We start from the raw sequence: 19,136 nt of genomic DNA, 5'->3' as shown, positions 1-19,136 counted from the left end.
TATGAAAAAAATACTGAAAACATTCGCGCTCTGCTTGTTATTCCTTTCTGCTTTTTCCTGCAAACCCGATGCTGATAAAGACGAAAAAGAAACGGTAACTAAAAATCCTCCCGCAGAAAATTATAACATTAGCATTCTTCTGGACTTATCAGACCGGATTAGTGTTGAAAAAAATCCAAATCCGACGATGGAATATTATCAGCGGGATTTGGGATACATAAAATCGGTTTCAGAGGCTTTTACGCACCATTTAAAATCCAAAAGAATACGCCAGATTGATGATAAAATGCAATTGTTTTTTAATCCCGAGCCAAAAGATCCGGAGATCAATTCGATTTCACAAAAGCTGAAAATTGCTATTGATAAAAATAATGCTTCGAAGGATTTGCTGAATTCTATCAACTCCGATTATGCTGCCCGAACCTCAAAAATCTACGAATCGGCCCTAAAAGACAATAACTTTGTTGGCTCGGATATCTGGAGTTTTTTTGATACTAAAGTAAAAGACCAATGTATTGAAAAAGGAGAACGCAATATACTGGTCATCTTAACCGACGGTTATATGTATTACGACAGCACCATAATGAAAGAAGCCAACCGAACGACTTTTATTACGCCCGATTTTATTCGAAAAAATGGATTGAATACGAAGGACTGGGAGCAAAAATTTAAAAAAGAGGATTTTGGTTTTATCAAAGCCGGAGATGATTTATCGAATCTGGAAGTGCTGGTTTTAGGAATTAATCCCGGTAAAAATAATCCGTATGAGGAGAAAGTGATAAAAGCCTACTGGGCAAAATGGTTTTCTGAAATGAAAGTCAAACATTTCGAAATCAAAAATGCCGATTTACCCTCTAATATGGAAAAGATCATCAGGGATTTTATAGTGGAAAATCAGCATTAATTGACAGCAAATTGAAATAAAACTACGTATCAAGAGGATTTTTATAATCCTCTTTTTTTTTGCAGCCCTTGTAAAAAACCGCTAAATATTTCCCGATTTACGGTTTTCCATAAACTCCTGATTTTTATTGGTTTTACATTTGAGTAAATAATTAAACCACTAATAATTATACCAATATGGAAATCAACATTCAGCTTAAAGCCTTAGCAGATAAAATTATATTGCTAAAAGATAAAATCGAAACAGAAGAATCGACCAAACATGCTTTTGTTTTGCCTTTTATCAACATACTGGGTTATGATACTTTTAATCCGACAGAAGTTGTCCCTGAATTTACGGCCGACCTGGGCCTGAAAAAGGGAGAAAAAGTAGATTATGCTATTTTTCAGGATGGCGCACCGATATTGATTATTGAATGCAAAAGCTGGAAAGAGAAACTTACCATTCATAATTCTCAGTTATTCCGTTATTTTCATGTGACCAAAACACGATTTGCCCTTTTAACGAACGGAATTACGTATCAGTTTTTTACTGATCTGGATGAAAAAAACAAAATGGATGAAAAACCATTTTTAGAATTTGACATCACAAGCTTAAAAGACAATGCCATCAGTGAAATCACCAAATTTCATAAGTCGAATTTTGATGTCAATAAAATTGTAAGCAATGCCAGTTTGCTGAAATATACAACCGAAATAAAGAAACAGATTGACAATGAATTGCAAAGTCCATCAAACGAATTTGTAAAATTGTTTGCCAACAAAGTATACACGGGAAGACTAACGGAAAAAGTAGTCGATGAATTTAAAGAATTGGTACAAAAAGGGTTTAATCAATTTATCAGCGAAAAAATAAACGACCGTTTAAATGCAGCGATTACAAAAGAAAGTCAAAAGCAAAAAGAAGAATCTGAAGAAGTTATAATTCCCGAGGACAACAAAATTCTGACCACCGAAGAAGAACTGGATGGCTACCGAATTGTAGTGGCTATCCTGAGACGAAAACTTCCGGTGGGCCGAATTGTTTATCGGGATACGCAGTCTTATTTTGGAGTGCTGCTCGATGATAATAACCGTAAGCCTATTTGCCGGTTACATCTGAACGGGAGCAAAAAATACATAGGTCTTTTCAATGATAACAAAAGTGAAGTTCGTCAGCCCATTCAAACCATTGATGATATTTATTCATTTGAAAAAGAATTACTGGAAACGATTGATAGTTATGACACTGTTTAAATTCAGGTATAAATACGCATCTATTGCACCGTATTCAACTCTAAATTTATAACCTGTTTAAAATCTATCAATTACATTCAGAATTAAATTCTGATGTATTTGATGCATCGTTCCACAACCTTTCTTAACAGCTGAAAATTATGATTAAAAAACTACTCTTTCCCTTTCTATTTCTTTCCCTGCTAACCGGCTGCAAAAAAGTGGTACAGCCCCCCAAAATAAATACCTTCTACAAAGAAGCCATTACCGCCAATGACCGAAAAATTATTACGCCGGAAGAAGCTAAAACCTATCATGTTGATACCGATTATCAGTACGAATACAGGACAGGTAAATCGGGTCATTACGAGTACAACTATGATGTAAAAGGGGTTAATTCGAAAGGGGATTCTGTTTTTGGAAATATTAATGTTCAGGGTAAAAATGGTGCGGGAATACTGCGTTTCGATACCATTCCCGATATTGAAATTAAAACGGAATGGATTGGTCAGGGAAAACTAAAAGCAAAAGATCATCAGGCCAATGAATACTTTTTAATAGTCGATTAAAAACTCCAAAACTCAACCTATGAAATATGCCCCTCTCCTGCTATTGATGCTCCTCACCTCTTTTCATCCTGTAGAAACCAAAGTGTATATCTGTGGTCCTGTAGGAGCAAAAAAATACCATTATAATGAAAACTGCCGCGGACTAACAGCCTGCCGACATGAATTGACAAAAGTAACTGTTTCCCAGGCTCAGGGCTACGGACTGACGCTTTGCGGTTGGGAAGATTAAACAGTTTTACATTCTAAAACAGGGTAAAAAGAAAAGCCTGTTCCAATTAAGGAACAGGCTTTTACGTAAAAATAAACTAACACAAAAACTTAATTATACCCTTGATTTTGTTTGAATACTTTCTGATCTATAACGGTTTGTGGAATTGGAAATAATCTTCTGAAGGGCTGAGAAGCTGATTTTGCAGTTCCGGCCAAATCAAATTTGCCAAAACGGATACTTTCCGGTCTTCTTTGCAATTCCCAGTACAATTCGAAACCTAATTCTTTATACAATTGCTCTGCATCTAAAGAAGTAAGGGCTTTTCCCGGAGCATTTGCAAACAGGGATTCCCTTGTTCTGCTGGTACGCAATTTGTTTAAATCGTCCATTGCCAAACCTGTGCTTCCTTTTCTGAAATAAGCTTCCGCTCTAATGGCATACATTCCACCCAAACGGAACAACGGAATATCAACATTACTGTTACCGTTTCCTCCTTCGGGATCAAACTCATATTTAAAAACACGTGCTCCCTGATTGATTTCATTTTGGGCAAAAACAGATTTATTAGGATCTGCAAATGTTAATGTTGGCGTAAAATTCATTCTTGTACCTGTACTTTTTTCCATAAACAATGGAGAAACTTTAATACGGTTTCCTATCATTTCAAGAGATCCCGAAGGCAATAATATAGGCCCATACTGAAGTCCGGCCTGAATTCCTCTGTTGAAATGGAACCAAGGCAGGTTGGCACTTTTCGGTACGATGTCTGTTGCAGGAACACTTACGTCTGTACCATCATTCATAAACCAGGTCCCATCAGCATATTGGTAATGCTGCTCAAATCTCGGATCATCATGATTACCAGCCCATGAGGCATAGAATTCCGGCGTAATACAAGCAGCATTTGTACCTCTGTTTGCCGCAGATGCTCTTTGGTTTCGCTCCATAGACACATAAGCAAAACTGTTAGAGCCGTTTCTGATATAATCTATCTTTTGAGTAATGGCAAAAATAAGCTCTTTACCATTTTCATTATTTCTTGCGAAGTTTTTGAAAAAATCACTTTCCAGGCTATATTTCCCAGAATCGATTAGTAATGAGGTGTAATAAATAACACGGTCCATATCTGTTCCGGTACCTGATACAGCAGGTTCATTAAAATTGAAATTGGATGCAGCATTGTAACGGTCTTTAAACACTGCACGATTTAAATACATCGTCGCTAAAAAAGCATAACCAGCTTGTTTGGTGAATCTTCCGTGGTGTGTACGTTGGGTACCAATATCAGCTAAATCAGGAAGCAAAGCCTCAACATCTGTAATTAATTTGTCAATCTGAGTATCTGCTTTTAAAATTTGTAAAGTCGCTTTTGTATCCATTGGATCTTTATATGGAGCCTGTCCGTATAAATCCAAAGTGGTATAGGTGTAAAAAGCCAAAAGTGCTTTTGCTTCTGCAGCAAATAATTTCTTTTCAGGAATTGAACTTTGTTCAGCCGATTGTATCGCTGTTATACAACGTGTAATACCATTTGTTAATAAATCCCAGTTACCTACTATGATTGAATTACTGGAGCTCCAGGTAAATTCGTGCATATCTCTCCATTTTCCGCCATCTCCCCAGTCACTTCCGCGGGTTGGTAAGATTGCTTCATCTGTAGTGTATTCCTGCATGGCAAAAATGGCTCCATGATCGGTAAAAGTTCCGTCTCCCAGTCTGTCATAAGCGGCAGCAAGTGAACCCGCAGGATCTGAAACTGTATTTCCGGGTATTTCATCTAAAAAAACTTCATCCAGATCAGTACAGCTGTTTAGAAGAAAAATAAAAGAGAATAATGTTAAAACTTTTATGCTTAAAAATGTCTTTGTCTTCATAATTTATAATTTTAAAGTTGCTCCGAAACTGAACGTTCTCGAAGTTGGATAAGCTGCGTAATCAATTCCGATAGATTGATTTCCGTCGGTTGCTTTAGGAGTATTTACTAATGGATCAAATCCTGTATAATTTGTAATTGTAATTAGGTTATTTCCTGTAACATAAAGTGTTAAGCCATTCATCCAGTTCAATCCTTTCAAATCAAAATTGTAACCTATACGTGCCGCATTTAATCTTATAAAATCAGACTTTTCCAAGAAAAGCGTAGATAAAATTGGTGAGTTTGTTGGGTTTGCCCCTGACTCATAATATCCTGTTGCCACGTTACGATCTGATGCTAAGTTGTTAATATTTAAAGCATTCAATCCAGTATTATTCAACAAATAACCGCCTGTTTGTCCAATAATTGAGAATGAAAAACTAAAGTTTTTATATCTCATATCACTGTTGAAACCGTAGTAAAAAGTTGGTAAAGCGCCTTCAATAATAATCCTGTCGCTGTTATCAATTTTACCGTCTCCATTCTGGTCTTTAAATACGTTTGCTCCATTTTGATCAAAGCCAGTGTGCTCTAACAAATAGAATGAACCAGCCGCATAACCGCTTTTGTAAATATTAGCATTAACACCTGATTGTCCGGGACCTGAAATAGCACCTGTTAAGATTTCTGAAAGTGGTAAGTTTTCAATTTTGTTGTTTAATGTTGATCCATTCACATCAACATTCCAGCTGAAATCTTTTCTATCGATGATTTTAGAACCCAGCGTAATCTCAATACCCTTATTAACAATTTTACCGTCAATATTTGTCCAGATAAATTTTGTCTGACTCAAAGGAGTTGAAGGTATATACAAAATAGCATCTGTAGTTGTTTTATTAAAATAGTCTACAGTTCCATAAAATTTGTCATTCCATAAATTAAAATCAAGACCTAAATTATATTGTGTAACAACTTCCCATTTTAAATCCGGATTTGCTGTTCTGGAAACAGAGACACCATTTACAAGATTTAAATCATCATACAAATAATATCCGTCCGGACCAGCCAAAGAGTAACTTGCCTTAGTTTGTTTATTTGGTACTTCCTGATTTCCTGTTTGTCCCCAGCTTGTTCTAAGCTTTAGGTTATTGATTGTTTGGGAATCTTTCAGGAAATTTTCATTAGAAATATTCCATCCTAAAGCAAATGAAGGGAAATAACCGTATTTGTTATTATCTCCAAAACGTGTAGAACCATCAGCTCTCATAGAAGCTGTCAATAAGTATTTATTATCAAAACTGTAATTTAATCTTCCGAAATAAGATTGCAATTCGTTTTCCTGAGCATAACCTGTTGTACCGGACTGCGTTCCTGCAAAACCTGGATTAATAGATGGTTTTACACCTGCTCCCTGCGCTGAAATTCCATCAATACTGAAACTTGTTCCTGATCTTTCAAATTTTTGATAAGAGAATCCGCCAAGAACTTCAAATTTATGATTATCTAATGCCTTACTATACGTTAGATAATGTTCAATCAATGAATTTTTTGAATCAAGATTGTTCTGAACATATTTACCTTTTGGATTTAAATCGGTAAGGTTGGGATAAATTGTAGTATTTCTTTCTGATGTAGAGCGATCTACACCAATATTTAATTTATATTCTAATCCGTTGATAATTCTGAAAGAAGCCTCTAGATTTCCTAAAACTCTTAATGTACGCGTTTGATCTTCATAAATACTTAATAAATAAGCTGGATTATAATGTGCGTTCATATTAAAATTGGTGTACTTTCCGTTAGCATCAAAGACTGATCTGGTTGGATTAGCCATCAAAGTATGCACGATTAATTGTCCGTTAGAACCACCATCATCACTTGTTGGAACTCCGTCATCTGTAGTCTGGCTCGCCGTAAGATTCAGTTTTACATTTAAACGTTTGCTGTCTAAAAATGATTCAGAAGCATTAATTCTGCCTGAAAGACGTTTAAAATTACTGTTGTGAATAATTCCTTCCTGTTCCATTTGTGCAACAGATGCATAATAATTTCCTGACTCTGTTTGTTTTGCAAAAGACAAGGCGTTGTTTTTAGTAATTGCAGATCTAAAAATTACATCCTGCCAGTCCGTGTTTCCGCCATGATCAAAGGCTTTATCTTTTATAGCGTTTCTATATTGGCCTGCATCTAAGACATCTAATTTATGAGCAATAGAAGAAACTCCCATATAAGAGTCAAATGTTAATGTTCCTTCGCCTTTTGCTCCTTTTTTAGTCGTCACCAGTACAACCCCGTTAGAACCTCTGGCTCCGTAAATAGCTGCTGCAGAAGCATCTTTTAAAACGGTAATCGATTCGATATCGCTGGTATTCAAAAAGTTTAATGGATTTTTTGCTGCCGAAGCACCAAAACCAACATTACTTCCGCTTGGACTCACATCATCGTTAGCCAATGGCATACCGTCTACAACAAACAAAGGCGTACTTCCACTTCTGATAGAGCCCACACCACGAATGGTAACATTTACGCCTGCTCCCGGCTCTCCGCTTGTGCTAACCACACGAACACCGGCCACTTTTCCCTGAATTAAATTATCTACGGAAACGTTAACTCCCTGCTTAAAATTAGTAGCATCCAATTGTGTTACAGCTCCGGTAACGTCTTTTTTGGACTGTTTACCATAACCTACAACCACAACTTCAGACAATTCAGAGGTATTTGGCTCTAACTGAATCGTCATGAACTTGCTTTGAACTCCTGCCGTTTTTGTTTTATAACCTAAATAGGAAACTTCGATTGTTTTGCCTTCTGTTACCGAAAGTTCGAATTCACCATCAAAATTAGTAACGGTAGCATTTTTAGTACCTGTTTCTAAAACGGTTACGCCTGGCATTGGCAGACCGTTTTCGTCAACAATTTTTCCTTTTACTCTAATTTTTTCTGCTGAGTCTGAAACTCTTACCGGAGCAGTTTTCTGAATTAAAACTAATTTTCCGTTAATGTTATAATTGAAATTCGCTTTTTTAGAAAGGTCGCTTAAAATGATAGCGACAGATTCGTTTGTATAATTTACTGTGTAAACCGTATTATCGGCGATAATGGCTTGTCCGTAACTAAATTTATAGTCCGTTTGCTTGCTCAATTTTGAAAAAATAGAAACTAGTGTTGCTTTTTCTATTTTATTTTTTACATTTGATTTTTTAATATTGGTAGCACTGTAACCGCTTTGAACGGAGAGTGTTGCCAGAACTAAAAAGAAAGTCCACTTTAGAAAATTTAAATTGATTCGTTTAAAATACATGATTTAAGTTATTGGTTTTCGATACTTAATTATTAAATCGCAGTTGTTCTCAGCAACTGCTTTTTTTGTTTTTTAATGCACTTGTATTATTCCGTCATAAGTGTTGAATTTTAGGTTTGTGATATAGTTTATTTGTTTTAAGACACTTTCGAGTGAAGCGTTCTTTTCTATAAAAACAGTCACCGGCGTGGTGAGCACGGCCTCGTTTTTACATGAAAAAATTACTCCGTATTTATATTGTAAAATGGTAATCACCTCTTTTAATGTCGCCTGATTTAGTGTAATATCAGTAGTATACCAATTAATGGAAAGTGATTTATCTATTGGCCGCTTCGATAATTTGGTACCCAGAAATAAGGCTTCTTCATGAGGAACTAAATCCACACTCTGATCTTTGGCAGAAACATTTACTTTTCCGGTTACGACAAGTACTTCACATTTTGATTTGGAAAACTGAATATGAAAAGAGGTTCCGACAACCCTTGTTTTAATAGGTCCGGAATGAATAATAAAAGGATGTTCTTTGTCTTTTGCCACTTCAAAAAAAGCATTCCCTTTCAATAAGGATACTTTTCGTTCGTCCCCCTTAAACTGGACAGGGTATTGAAACGAAGAATTTGCTGCCAGATAAATTTTCGTACCATCACTTAACCGGATTGATTTTGGAGATGATGCCGTTTTAAATGTTACTTGCTTTTCGATTGCTGTATTCGGCTTATAAAAAAATCCTAAACCAACAAGAAAAAGAATACTGGCAGCAGCCATATATTTTAAATACGGACTAAAAATGTTCTTCTTCGCTATTCGAAGCTGAATCCCTTTATATATGTTTTGGGAAACTTCGTCGCTGTTTCCCATGGAAGCATCATCCCATTTTGATTTTTTAAATTCAGTAAAGGCAAAATGATCTAATAGATTTTCCTCTGCTTTTGAAGTTTTTTTCTGAGCACTTTTATCTATAAGATACCCCAAACTGTGTTTCATTCTTTTTATCATAATACTTATTATTACCTATAAGTATCGGAAATCGGAAATCGTACTATCCGGAAATATTATGAAACCATTAACAGAAAGTTATTTTAAAAAATTTTGATGTAAAAAGATATAAGGTGCGAGCCAGGCCAGGTCTTTCAGGCCTTCACGCAATTGTTTCAGACCGGAAGAAATTTGATTTTTAACAGTTTGTTTTGATATTCCAAGTTCTATAGCAATCTGGTCGATTGACATATCCTGAAATTTATACATCAGTAAAACCTCTTTTCTTTTTTCGGGAAGTTTGTCTAATAAGGAATAAAGAAGATCCATTACTTCAGGATCTATGGAGGTGAAATTATCAATAATATAATCTTCGAATTTATCTTCCAGAACAGTCTTGTCGAAACGGTTGTTCTGGTAATGTTTAAAAACCTGATTTTTTACTGCCCGAAATAAGTAAGGCTCAATTGCATTAATATTCAACTCCTCCTTTCTTTCCCATAAATTAACAAAAACATCCTGAACAATGTTCTGTGCCAAGTCTTTATCCTGAGTCATGGTATACGAAAAGGCATTTAGTTTTTTCCAGTATTGCGTATACGTTTTTTCGAATATTTCAGGGTTTTTCATAACAATATTGGGGACTGTTTTATGGTGTAAAATAATAAAATGTTATACCAATGTTTTTTGTCTGAAGGTTAACTTTTAATTAAATAATTAACTCTTTGAATGTAGTAATACTACTTTTTTACCGAAGAAATGATAATCTGTTTGCGATTTGTTTTTTTTAAACTAACACAAAAGCCAGATGATGCTTTTAAATTAGTAAACTCAAAGAGGAAGTATTCTCAGCTCTTCTCCCCTCGCCTTTTAATCCTAATAACAATCACATCACCAATTCAAATTATGAAACATTTCCTGTTTGCATTATGTCTTGCCGGTACCCTGCAATGCACTGCACAAATAAAAAACGAAAACCTGAAAATAAACCAATTACAAGTCATTGGCTCCCACAATAGTTACAGACACGCTATCGAAACGGATTTGTACAACCTTATTCAGGCGAAAGACACCACACGTTCCCTTAAAGGTTTGCAATACACCCATATTGGTATCACAGAACAACTCAATAAAGGCTTACGCAATTTAGAAATCGATGTTTATGCGGATACGAAAGGCGGAAAATACGCCCACCCAAAAGGACTGGATATCGTAAAATCACAGGAAGCTTATGATCCGCAGGGATTGATGAACAAACCGGGTTTTAAGGTTTTTCACATGCCGGATATTGATTTCAGAACGTCTTGTTACACTTTCGAAATTTGTCTTCAGGAGCTTAAAAAATGGTCTGATGCCCATCCGGATCATGTTCCTGTTTTTATCACTCTGGAACCTAAAGACGGCGAAGCCAACTTCTTCGGAACGAAACCGGAAGATTTCACTCCTGAATTATTTGATGCTTTGGATAAAGTGATCCGGAAAGAATTAGGAAAGGATAAACTAATTACACCGGATATGGTGCGAGGAAAATACAGCACACTCGAAGAGGCGGTTTTACATCACAACTGGCCTACCCTTAAAAAAGCAAAAGGAAGGTTTTTATTCCTGTTAGACAACAACGGCGCAAAAAGAGATTTGTACGCATTACATCATCCGTCCCTAAAGGGACGCGCCGTTTTTATAAACGCCGAACCCGGAAAACCCGAGGCGGCAGCTTTATTCAGAAACAATTCCACAGATCCTGAAATTGCCGAACTCGTTAAAAAAGGATACCTCATTCGCACCAGAGCCGATTCAGACACCAAAGAAGCGAGAGCCAATGATTATTCGCATTTTGAAGCCGCAAAAGCTTCAGGAGCACAAATCATTACTACGGATTACTATTTGCCAAGTACTTTCTTTACTTCTCCTTACGAGATTAAATTTGATGATGGTGGTTATGAAAGGATTAATCCTGTGAATGGTGTTGAGGAAAAATAAGTTTTCAGTTGCAGTTTTCAGTCGCAGTTTTCTGTAAGCTGAGACTGAAAACTGGTCTGAGACTGAAACTATTTAATTAACTGCCAGATACTTTTTTTACTTCTGCTTATAAGATTAAATTTGAATGTGATGGTTTTCGTTTATTTCACGCAGATTTTGGAGATAGAGCAGATTTTTTTGTACTCTATTTGCTAACTAACGACAAAGTTGTGTCATTTCGACGAAGGAGAAATCACATAAAGAGAGCAACGAACGTAGCCCGGCAATCAAAGTCATTACAAGAAACGAGGCACACTATAAAGCGGATTAAACAAAAGTGCTTCAGCACATGTGATTTCTCCTTCGTCGAAATGACACAAATTGTGTAGAAAATATACTTCATCTGCAGAATCTGAGTAAAAACCATACTATGATACTAAACGGATTAAACAAAAGTGCTTCAACACATGTGATTTCTCCTGCGTCGAAATGAAAAAAATTGCGCAGAAAATCCGCAAAATCAGCAAAATCTGCGTGAAACAAACTTCATGAACTTTGCTATAATTCTAACGTGCCTTGCGGTTAAACCTACTCTAACAAGATTATTGACAAAGCTTTGCGCACTTTGCGTTTGTTCAACATAAACTTAGACAAAAAAAACTTTGCGTGCCTTGCGTTTAAACTGGTCCCTGTTTCCAGTCTCTGTCCCAGTTTGCAGACTGTAAACTGCAACTGAAAACTACTTAACCTCTCCCGTTTTCAAATCAACACTAAAATGATCTGCCGGAACTTCGTGCATGAATTTATTGAAGATGATCAGGAAAAGACGCATTTGATTTTGTAATGGTTTTTCTTTTGAAACTGTTTCTTCCTTGTAGTTTTCAGAAAACAACTGTGACAGTATTTTATATTGTTTCACTCTTTCTGTTCCGATATCCGTTAAGGCCAATTCATCGGCGCTTCTGAAACGGTAAAAATCAACCAGAAAATCATAGCCGGTCCAGTTTTTGAAATCTTCTTTTTTGAGGTTATTTTCAGCGAGCAATGCAGCCGTTTTTTGTTCCGCTGCTTCCCATTCTGTTTTGAAGTTTTCTTTGTTTTTGAGGATTACATCAAAATCCTTATCCGATTTTATGTTCGCCAAAACCAGTAAATCTTCTCCGCTCACCTTCAGAATAAAATCTTTAAACGCTGCAGGCCAGTCATCTGCTAAAAAACGTAAACGAACGAGTTCTTTCAGATGAAAATCGGTAAACTCATGGTAGTTTTTTGTTTTCAGGATGTCAATATTCCAGATGTCTTTGGTTTGTTTGCTTTCCAGAAACTTATATTCTGTTTTGTACAAATCAAAAAGTTCATTGTAACGCGGAACATTATCAATGGTAATGGTTTGTATATCGACCCGATTATCTTTTTGAATCGTCAATAATTTATACGCCGGAATATAAGCTGCCAGAGAAGGCGTCTGAATATTGACCAGCGTATTACCCTTGGCCGTAGTCCTTACTCCTGTATCGTTGATGTGCATGTGTCCGCCAAAATGAATCTTCAGTCCCGCATCAGCAAAGACCTGCGCTACTTCCTCTGTTGGAACCCGGTTGAGCTGCCATTTATTGGAGCCTAATAGTTCTTTTATTTCCGCGGAAGCGTCGTCATTAAAATCAATCATCGGAAAATGACTGAAAGCAATCAGCGTTTTACCCTGCTTTTTTGCTTCAAGCGAAATATCACCGACCCATTTTATTAAATGTTTTTTGTTCGAAAGCACGTTGTTATACCCCGTGCTTGCTTCCGAGTAATTCTTCGGGTCTTTTGGATCGGCTGTTGCATTTTTCTTTGGAATATAAACATTTCCGTCAATTGCCATTAACCAAAGTCCGTCAATGGGTTCAACGACATAGCTTACATCGGGAACTTCATAACCGGGGGCTACCTCATAAGTTCTGTTGGATAGCAAAGAAGCTTCAGCAGCTTTTGCGTAGGTATAATTCCCGCTCGTATAAGCTGCAAAAGGTGTGGACCAGAATTTGTATTTTTTATTGGGATAAAACCCGAAGTCTTTCAGTCCTTCCGTAATTCCCAAATAACCCATTTTTGCGATATCGGCTGTAACGACAACAGGCTGTTCCAGGTCTAAATTAGGCGTATACATTTTGTCTTTGCTGTAAATCGGCTGATTTTTCCCTCCGTTTCCTAAAAAGTCTTCTTTACCGGATTCCTGGGCAAATGGCCCAACAGGATCGTGATTTCCTGTCGTAATAAAAAATTCAATTCCGTATTTTTTTCGGTATTTATTTAGAATTTCCTCTAATCCGCGAACATGAATCGGCTGGCCATCATCGGTATAATCGCCCGGAAGTGCAACATATTTTATTTTTCGTTTAGCGATATCGTCTAAAGCAGCAATAAAAGCAAAATAATTTTCATTAAAAATTCGGGTCGAATGCAATTGCGAAGCCATTGTTCGCAGCAAGGTATATTTTCCTGTCTTAGGGTTTAAAATTCCACGATATTCATTATCTGAAAATGTTCCGAACAAATCCTGTAAATGCACGTCAGATAAAAAAGCCACCTGAACGCCATCAAGTCTGGCCTGCTTCTGGGCTGAAAGCGTACAATTGAAAAAAAGCAGGACTAAAAAGCTTAAACGAACTGTATATTTTTTGTGAAAGAGCATTATATCATTCAAAATCATGGCATAAGAGTTTATAAATTGGCTTATATAAGTTTACAAACTACAATTTTAACTATAAAAACCCGGAATGGTTTTATGAAAGTGTTATCGAATAATAATCTTTTGGCGAATGCTTAATTGTTCACTGAAATGATAAATTTTAAGATTTCATCGGTATTCAAAATAAAGTCCGGTGTAGTGTGTCTGATGGCATTATTGGGCATAAAAGGCATATCTGCCGAATCCGGATCCTGAACTACAATGATTCCTCCGGCTTTCTGAATCGTTTTTAATCCTTCTGTTCCGTCAGCATTAGAACCTGACAGTAAAATTGCAATCAGGCTGTCGCCGTAAATTTCAGCTGCAGATTCAAAAGTAACATCGATACTGGGGCGGCTGTAATTTACTTTTTCTGAAGTGTCGAGAGACATAGTCTCCTCTTTTTCAAACAATAAATGGTAATTGGACGGCGCGACATATAAAAAACCAGGCACTAAAGGTTCTTTGTCTTCTATGATTTTTACGGGAACTTCTGTTTTTATTTTTATTAATTCTTCCAGCGTCATGTCGTCTGTTCCTCTTCTGTGAAGCACAATAACCAGAGCGAAAGAATTTAAAACGGATATATCCGGCAGGATTTGCATCAAAGCGTTCAGGCTTCCCGCAGACCCTCCGATAATAACCACTTTGCATTTTGCATTTATTTGATCTTCCGCCATATTTTTTCTTTCTCTAACTGTTTATATTTAGTGGTAGATATAGAATATTTTATAGTTTCTTTTGTCCCCAAAGCCAAAAATCCCAAAATGGAAAGACTTTCGTCGAATAAATTGATAACTCTTTTTTGCAAATTATTATCAAAATAGATTAAAACATTGCGGCACAGGATAAAATCGAATTCATTAAATGAATTGTCTGATACTAAATTATGCTGAGAGAAAACCATTTTTTCGGCCAATTCTTCATTAAACTTGGCAATTCCATAGTTGGCAATGTAATATTTTGAAAAATCCTCCTGCCCTCCCGAATCCCGATAGTTTTCGGAGTATTCCTTCATCATTCGCAAAGGGAAAATTCCTTTCTTGGCCGTTTCCAAAACTTTAGAATTGATATCGGTCGCATAAATAATCGACTTATCAAGAAGTCCTGCTTCTTTTAGCATAATGGCCATCGAATACACTTCTTCGCCACTGGAACAACCGGCATGCCACAAACGAATGAAAGGTTTTGGTGCCAGCTGAGGCAAAATTTCATTTCTGACGATCTTATAAAAAGACGGATCACGAAACATTTCAGTAACATTGACTGTAATTTCGTCAATCATATTTTTATAATACTCCGGATCGTACCTGACTTTGGATAAAAATTCATAAAAATTTTTGAATCCTTCTAATTGATATATTCGGTTTACACGCCTTTTCAGAGATGCCCTGGAATAACTTCCAAAGTCAAAACCGTAATATTCGTAAATATCGTTTATAAGCGTTTCTAACTCAATATCTTCAATCATAATAAATTCAAATTTTTGATAATGCTTCAAGCAGTTTGTCTACGTCAATGGGTTTTGAGACATAATCATCAGCACCTGCATCAAGACATTTCTCTTTATCACCGGTCATAGCCTGTGCCGTTACGGCCACAATTAGCGTATCTTTTCTGGAAGGTATTCTTTTTATTAACGGAATAGCATCGTAACCATCCATTTCCGGCATCATCATATCAATCAGAATAGCATCAATCTGCTCCTCTGTCTGTAACAATTTTAAGGCTTCTTCGGCACTTAAACAAGATAAACAATCGAATGATTTAACCTTGAGGGTATTGACCAAAGCGAAGATGTTTCTTGAATCATCGTCAATAATTAAGACTCGTTTTTTACTCATTTTTTACTGCTTTTACCTTAAATTTTATCATACAACCATACCCGCAACAACGACAATAACTGATCTATATCAACTGGTTTTGTGATGTAATCTGATGCACCCGCCCTGATACACTTTTCTCTGTCACCTGTCATTGCTTTTGCCGTAACCGCGATTAATGGCAATGTAATAAATTTAGGAATTGTACGTATTTTTTCTGCCGTTTCGTAACCATCCATATTAGGCATCATCATGTCTAAAAGAACGATATCGGTATCCGGATTTTCTTCTAATATTTTGATGGCTTCATTTCCGTCAAAGGCTGTGATGACATTCATTTTAAAAGTCTCCAGCGCTTTGGTCAGCGAATATATATTTCGAACATCGTCGTCTACAATCAGGACTTTTTTGTCGTATAATACATTGTTAAGCAAATTAAGCTTTTTATGGCTTTCTTTTTTACCGTCTGCTCCTTTCGTTTCTTCTACCAAATGTAAGAACAAAGATACTTCATCTAGCATTCTTTGGTACGAATGAGCGGTTTTTACAATAATAGAATCGGCGTATTTTTTAATTTTAACTTCTTCTTTTAGAGATAAACTTTTCCCTGTAAATACAATTACGGGCAGGTTTTCTAAGCCCGGACTCTTTTTGACACCATCTAAAATTTCATAAGAATGGGCATCCGGAACTCCCATATCCAGAATTACACAATCCACTTCTTTCTTGTTAAGTGCCAGCAAACCTTCAGAAACTTCGCTTTTAATTTCAGAATTGATGTCATGCGTTTCTAAAAAGAAGGCCAGTGCTTTGGCATGTTTTGGATTATCTTCAATAATTAAAACCTTTTGCGATTCTTTGTTTATTATATGTTCAATACGTGTAAAAACTTCCGGAATGCGGTCAAATGCAACCGGTTTATGAAGAAAATCAATAGCTCCCTTCAGTAAACTTTCCTGTTTTAGTTTATGCGATGACATGATATGCACGGGAATATGTTTGGTTTCTCCGTGATTTTTCAATTCCTCCAGCACTTCCCATCCGCTTTTTATAGGCAACTCAATATCCAGTAAAATCCCGACTGGTTTGTAGATAATCGCAAAATTTAAAGCATAATCCCCACGAACTGCAACAATGGCTTTATAACCATTATTTCTGCTAAAGGTCAGAAGTGATTTTGCAAAATTAATGTCATCTTCAACAATCAAAATTACCTTGTCCTCTTCGGAAATAGCATCTCTGTCATCTTCAATCTCAGCCGGAATGACAGGAGAAATGTATTTATTTTTGACTGTTTTCAACTCTTCCGACTCCGCTGCAGTAATTTCTGCGGGAGGGGCTTTCTCTACCGTTACTTTTTTAATAATTGACCCGAAAACAGGTAAACATAAGGTAAAACTGCTTCCCTCGCCTTCTGTACTATGCAGGATAATCTCTCCTCTTAATAATTTTGCAAGTTCCCTGCTTATCGATAATCCTAAACCAGTTCCGCCGTACTTGCGTTTTGTAGATCCGTCTGCCTGCTGGAAAGCTTCAAAAATCAGGGGCTGTTTGTCTAACGGGATTCCGATTCCGGTATCTTTTACGATAAAACAAATGATTTTATCGTCGTCGTCGTTTACTTTAATTTCCAGGCTCACAGATCCTTTTTCGGTAAATTTTATGGCATTTGAAATTAGATTTTTAAGAATCTGTTCTAATCTCATTTTGTCTGTTTTTATGACAATTGGGGCATCTTTTGAGATAATCTCAAACCCTATATTTTTCTCTTTCGCCACAAACGAGAATAAGTTATACATGCCATCTGTAATTTCTTTGGTCGAAACATCTATAAATTCAAGTTCCATTTTACCGGCTTCAATTTTAGACAGATCAAGAATTTCATCAATTAAGCCCAATAAACTATTTCCGGAACTCTGAATTACTTTTGCAAACTCAATTTCTTCATTGTTCATACTCTGACTATTATTCTCCGATAATAATCGGCTTAAAAGCAAAATAGAGTTTAAAGGTGTTCTTAATTCATGCGACATGTTGGCCAAAAATTCAGACTTGTAACGTGTTGTCAGTTCTAAAGCTTCCGATTTTTTCTGAATTTCATTGTTTTTTTCTTCCAGTAAAACACTGCGTTCCGAAAGTTCCTCATTGGTTTGTTCCAGTTCTTCCTGTTGTACTCTTAATTCTTCTTCGGAGGCCTGCAATTTCTCTGTCTGCGCTTCTAATTCGGCATTAATAGCCTCCAGTTCACTATGCTGAATACGCAGTTCTTCTGATTGTGACTGCGTTTCTTCCAGTAATTCTAAAACACGTTTTCGGTTTTGAGTTGATTTAATTGCAATACCAATGTTATTCCCTACTAATTTCAGGAATTCCATGTGAAGATCAGAGAATCCGTAAATACTAGCCAGCTCCAGTGCTCCTTCTACTCTTAAGTGTAATAAAGGAAGCGCGACAACGTGAGTCGGTTTTATTTCACCCAGGGCATAATTAATATGAATTAAATCGGATGACACTGTTTTTAATTCTAATATTTTACCTGAAATGATGGCTTGTCCCAATAAACCATCACCTTTCTGAATACGCTCTCTGTTCTTCGTCGGTATATAGCTATATCCTGCCGTCGCAAAAAGTTCATCGCCTTCCAGAATGTACATCACACCTGCACTGCTGTTGGTATACGTACATAAAAATTCAATAACATCTTTACATAATTCATTCATTGATTTATCGCCCAGCATGACATTATTCAATTTTGCAATACCACTTTGCAGCCATTCTTTTTCAGACAATAAACCAAAAGAAGCTTTCAGGGAAGCCCCCATATTATTTAGGGATTCTCCAACATTTCCGAGAGCATCTGCCTTGGTATCTTCTATTTTAATATCATAATTTCCATTCGAAATATTAGAGGCAATGGTACTAATGGCAGAAATTCTTTCAGCGGTTTCCCTGTCTTTCTTTTCCAGCTCAAGCTGAAGGGCTAAACGCTCGTTATAATCTTTTAAAATTCGGGATAAAAAGAGAATCGAAATACAAAAGGCAATAATAAAAGCAACTACAATCAGGATAATACTGTACGTTCCGTACCTGTCTGAAGTCTCGTTCCGTTCCTTCAACAGAACCTGTTCGATCTTTTCGATGCGATTGAAATAACTTCTTAATTCATCCATCATCTCTATTCCTACTTCAAGGTCAAAAGTGGTATTCTTGTTTCCAAAACGTTTCTTTACAATCTGGTTGTTTAAATATTTAAAGAAATTAGCCCTGAGTGGCTTTAAGTCTTTAATCAGTTTCTGCTGTTCCGGATTATCAATAGTTAGTTCATCAAGCTTTTCGAAATAAGCATTTGATCTGGCTTCAGAATTAGTGTAATCTTTTACAAATTGCTCGTCTCCGCTGATCAGGTAGCCACGCATCCTGGTTTGAGCATCTGTAACCAGGAATGATCCCTGATTTAAATTGTAAATAACCGCCTGAGTATGCTTTACCCAGAAATTACTGTCCAGCAAATTTTTTATACTAATATAGGAAGCTGTAGAACTGATAGTCAATACCAACAGCGAAATCAATGAACTAATTAGTAAATTCCTTTTAAAATTGTTTTTCATAGGT

Annotated in this window: 14 protein-coding genes; 5 read left to right on the top strand and 9 right to left on the bottom strand. The window is 36.4% G+C overall.

Annotated features, from left to right (window positions below; all coding sequences use genetic code 11):
* The first annotated feature begins 1 nt into the window (after position 1).
* From GJU43_RS06885 to GJU43_RS06870, 4 genes are all read left to right on the top strand, one after another.
* Complete coding sequence (locus GJU43_RS06885; protein ID WP_154340052.1) at positions 2 to 904, top strand: hypothetical protein; 903 nt, start codon at positions 2 to 4, stop codon at positions 902 to 904.
* 176 nt (positions 905 to 1,080) lie between these two features.
* Positions 1,081 to 2,139 carry a type I restriction endonuclease gene (locus GJU43_RS06880; protein WP_154340051.1) on the top strand — a complete coding sequence of 353 codons (1,059 nt, stop codon included), beginning with the start codon at positions 1,081 to 1,083 and terminating at the stop codon, positions 2,137 to 2,139.
* A gap of 140 nt (positions 2,140 to 2,279) precedes the next feature.
* Positions 2,280 to 2,687, top strand: coding sequence for a hypothetical protein (locus tag GJU43_RS06875; protein ID WP_154340050.1), 408 nt, complete (start codon positions 2,280 to 2,282; stop codon positions 2,685 to 2,687).
* A 19-nt stretch (positions 2,688 to 2,706) separates the two neighbouring features.
* Positions 2,707 to 2,916, top strand: coding sequence for a hypothetical protein (locus GJU43_RS06870; protein ID WP_154340049.1), 210 nt, complete (start codon positions 2,707 to 2,709; stop codon positions 2,914 to 2,916).
* A gap of 89 nt (positions 2,917 to 3,005) precedes the next feature.
* Here GJU43_RS06870 and GJU43_RS06865 read toward each other — a convergent pair whose 3' ends face one another.
* The 4 genes from GJU43_RS06865 to GJU43_RS06850 form a co-directional block, all read right to left on the bottom strand.
* Complete coding sequence (locus GJU43_RS06865; protein ID WP_154340048.1) at positions 3,006 to 4,772, bottom strand: RagB/SusD family nutrient uptake outer membrane protein; 1,767 nt, start codon at positions 4,770 to 4,772, stop codon at positions 3,006 to 3,008.
* 3 nt (positions 4,773 to 4,775) lie between these two features.
* Positions 4,776 to 8,054: a TonB-dependent receptor gene (locus GJU43_RS06860; protein ID WP_154340047.1), complete on the bottom strand. Its 3,279-nt coding sequence runs from the start codon at positions 8,052 to 8,054 to the stop codon at positions 4,776 to 4,778.
* A gap of 72 nt (positions 8,055 to 8,126) precedes the next feature.
* The gene (locus GJU43_RS06855) at positions 8,127 to 9,038 is read right to left on the bottom strand and encodes a FecR family protein (protein ID WP_229655013.1); all 912 of its coding nucleotides are present in this window, start codon (positions 9,036 to 9,038) and stop codon (positions 8,127 to 8,129) included.
* 90 nt (positions 9,039 to 9,128) lie between these two features.
* Complete coding sequence (locus tag GJU43_RS06850) at positions 9,129 to 9,659, bottom strand: RNA polymerase sigma-70 factor (RefSeq protein ID WP_154340045.1); 531 nt, start codon at positions 9,657 to 9,659, stop codon at positions 9,129 to 9,131.
* A gap of 276 nt (positions 9,660 to 9,935) precedes the next feature.
* Here GJU43_RS06850 and GJU43_RS06845 point away from each other — a divergent pair, with 276 nt between their 5' ends.
* Positions 9,936 to 11,009 carry a phosphatidylinositol-specific phospholipase C1-like protein gene (locus tag GJU43_RS06845; protein WP_154340044.1) on the top strand — a complete coding sequence of 358 codons (1,074 nt, stop codon included), beginning with the start codon at positions 9,936 to 9,938 and terminating at the stop codon, positions 11,007 to 11,009.
* Between the two features lie 718 nt (positions 11,010 to 11,727).
* Here GJU43_RS06845 and GJU43_RS06840 read toward each other — a convergent pair.
* The 5 genes from GJU43_RS06840 to GJU43_RS06820 all read right to left on the bottom strand — a co-directional run bounded on the left by GJU43_RS06840 (position 11,728) and on the right by GJU43_RS06820 (position 19,132).
* The gene (locus GJU43_RS06840) at positions 11,728 to 13,683 is read right to left on the bottom strand and encodes a metallophosphoesterase (RefSeq protein WP_229655012.1); all 1,956 of its coding nucleotides are present in this window, start codon (positions 13,681 to 13,683) and stop codon (positions 11,728 to 11,730) included.
* 113 nt (positions 13,684 to 13,796) lie between these two features.
* A complete protein-coding gene (locus GJU43_RS06835) occupies positions 13,797 to 14,381 on the bottom strand; it encodes a chemotaxis protein CheB (protein WP_154340042.1) in 585 nt (194 codons plus the stop codon).
* Positions 14,363 to 15,172: a protein-glutamate O-methyltransferase CheR gene (locus tag GJU43_RS06830; RefSeq protein WP_154340041.1), complete on the bottom strand. Its 810-nt coding sequence runs from the start codon at positions 15,170 to 15,172 to the stop codon at positions 14,363 to 14,365. Before GJU43_RS06830 ends, GJU43_RS06835 begins: the two co-directional genes overlap by 19 nt.
* A 7-nt stretch (positions 15,173 to 15,179) precedes the next feature.
* Positions 15,180 to 15,545: a response regulator gene (locus tag GJU43_RS06825; RefSeq protein WP_154340040.1), complete on the bottom strand. Its 366-nt coding sequence runs from the start codon at positions 15,543 to 15,545 to the stop codon at positions 15,180 to 15,182.
* A 17-nt stretch (positions 15,546 to 15,562) separates the two neighbouring features.
* On the bottom strand, positions 15,563 to 19,132 hold the full coding sequence (locus GJU43_RS06820) for a response regulator (RefSeq protein WP_154340039.1): 3,570 nt from the start codon (positions 19,130 to 19,132) through the stop codon (positions 15,563 to 15,565).
* Positions 19,133 to 19,136: the final 4 nt, after the last annotated feature.

The sequence above is a fragment of the Flavobacterium sp. LC2016-23 genome (assembly GCF_009674775.1).
GTDB lineage: Bacteria > Bacteroidota > Bacteroidia > Flavobacteriales > Flavobacteriaceae > Flavobacterium.
This window is presented reverse-complemented; position numbering and strand designations above follow the sequence as displayed.

Excerpts from the sequence above, each read along its gene's own strand:
- GJU43_RS06885 (WP_154340052.1), top strand. The coding sequence starts at position 2 with ATGAAAAAAATACTGAAAACATTCGCGCTCTGCTTGTTATTCCTTTCT.
- GJU43_RS06880 (WP_154340051.1), top strand. The coding sequence starts at position 1,081 with ATGGAAATCAACATTCAGCTTAAAGCCTTAGCAGATAAAATTATATTG.
- GJU43_RS06875 (WP_154340050.1), top strand. The coding sequence starts at position 2,280 with ATGATTAAAAAACTACTCTTTCCCTTTCTATTTCTTTCCCTGCTAACC.
- GJU43_RS06870 (WP_154340049.1), top strand. The coding sequence starts at position 2,707 with ATGAAATATGCCCCTCTCCTGCTATTGATGCTCCTCACCTCTTTTCAT.
- GJU43_RS06865 (WP_154340048.1), bottom strand. The coding sequence starts at position 4,772 with ATGAAGACAAAGACATTTTTAAGCATAAAAGTTTTAACATTATTCTCT.
- GJU43_RS06860 (WP_154340047.1), bottom strand. The coding sequence starts at position 8,054 with ATGTATTTTAAACGAATCAATTTAAATTTTCTAAAGTGGACTTTCTTT.
- GJU43_RS06855 (WP_229655013.1), bottom strand. The coding sequence starts at position 9,038 with ATGAAACACAGTTTGGGGTATCTTATAGATAAAAGTGCTCAGAAAAAA.
- GJU43_RS06850 (WP_154340045.1), bottom strand. The coding sequence starts at position 9,659 with ATGAAAAACCCTGAAATATTCGAAAAAACGTATACGCAATACTGGAAA.
- GJU43_RS06845 (WP_154340044.1), top strand. The coding sequence starts at position 9,936 with ATGAAACATTTCCTGTTTGCATTATGTCTTGCCGGTACCCTGCAATGC.
- GJU43_RS06840 (WP_229655012.1), bottom strand. The coding sequence starts at position 13,683 with ATGATTTTGAATGATATAATGCTCTTTCACAAAAAATATACAGTTCGT.
- GJU43_RS06835 (WP_154340042.1), bottom strand. The coding sequence starts at position 14,381 with ATGGCGGAAGATCAAATAAATGCAAAATGCAAAGTGGTTATTATCGGA.
- GJU43_RS06830 (WP_154340041.1), bottom strand. The coding sequence starts at position 15,172 with ATGATTGAAGATATTGAGTTAGAAACGCTTATAAACGATATTTACGAA.
- GJU43_RS06825 (WP_154340040.1), bottom strand. The coding sequence starts at position 15,545 with ATGAGTAAAAAACGAGTCTTAATTATTGACGATGATTCAAGAAACATC.
- GJU43_RS06820 (WP_154340039.1), bottom strand. The coding sequence starts at position 19,132 with ATGAAAAACAATTTTAAAAGGAATTTACTAATTAGTTCATTGATTTCG.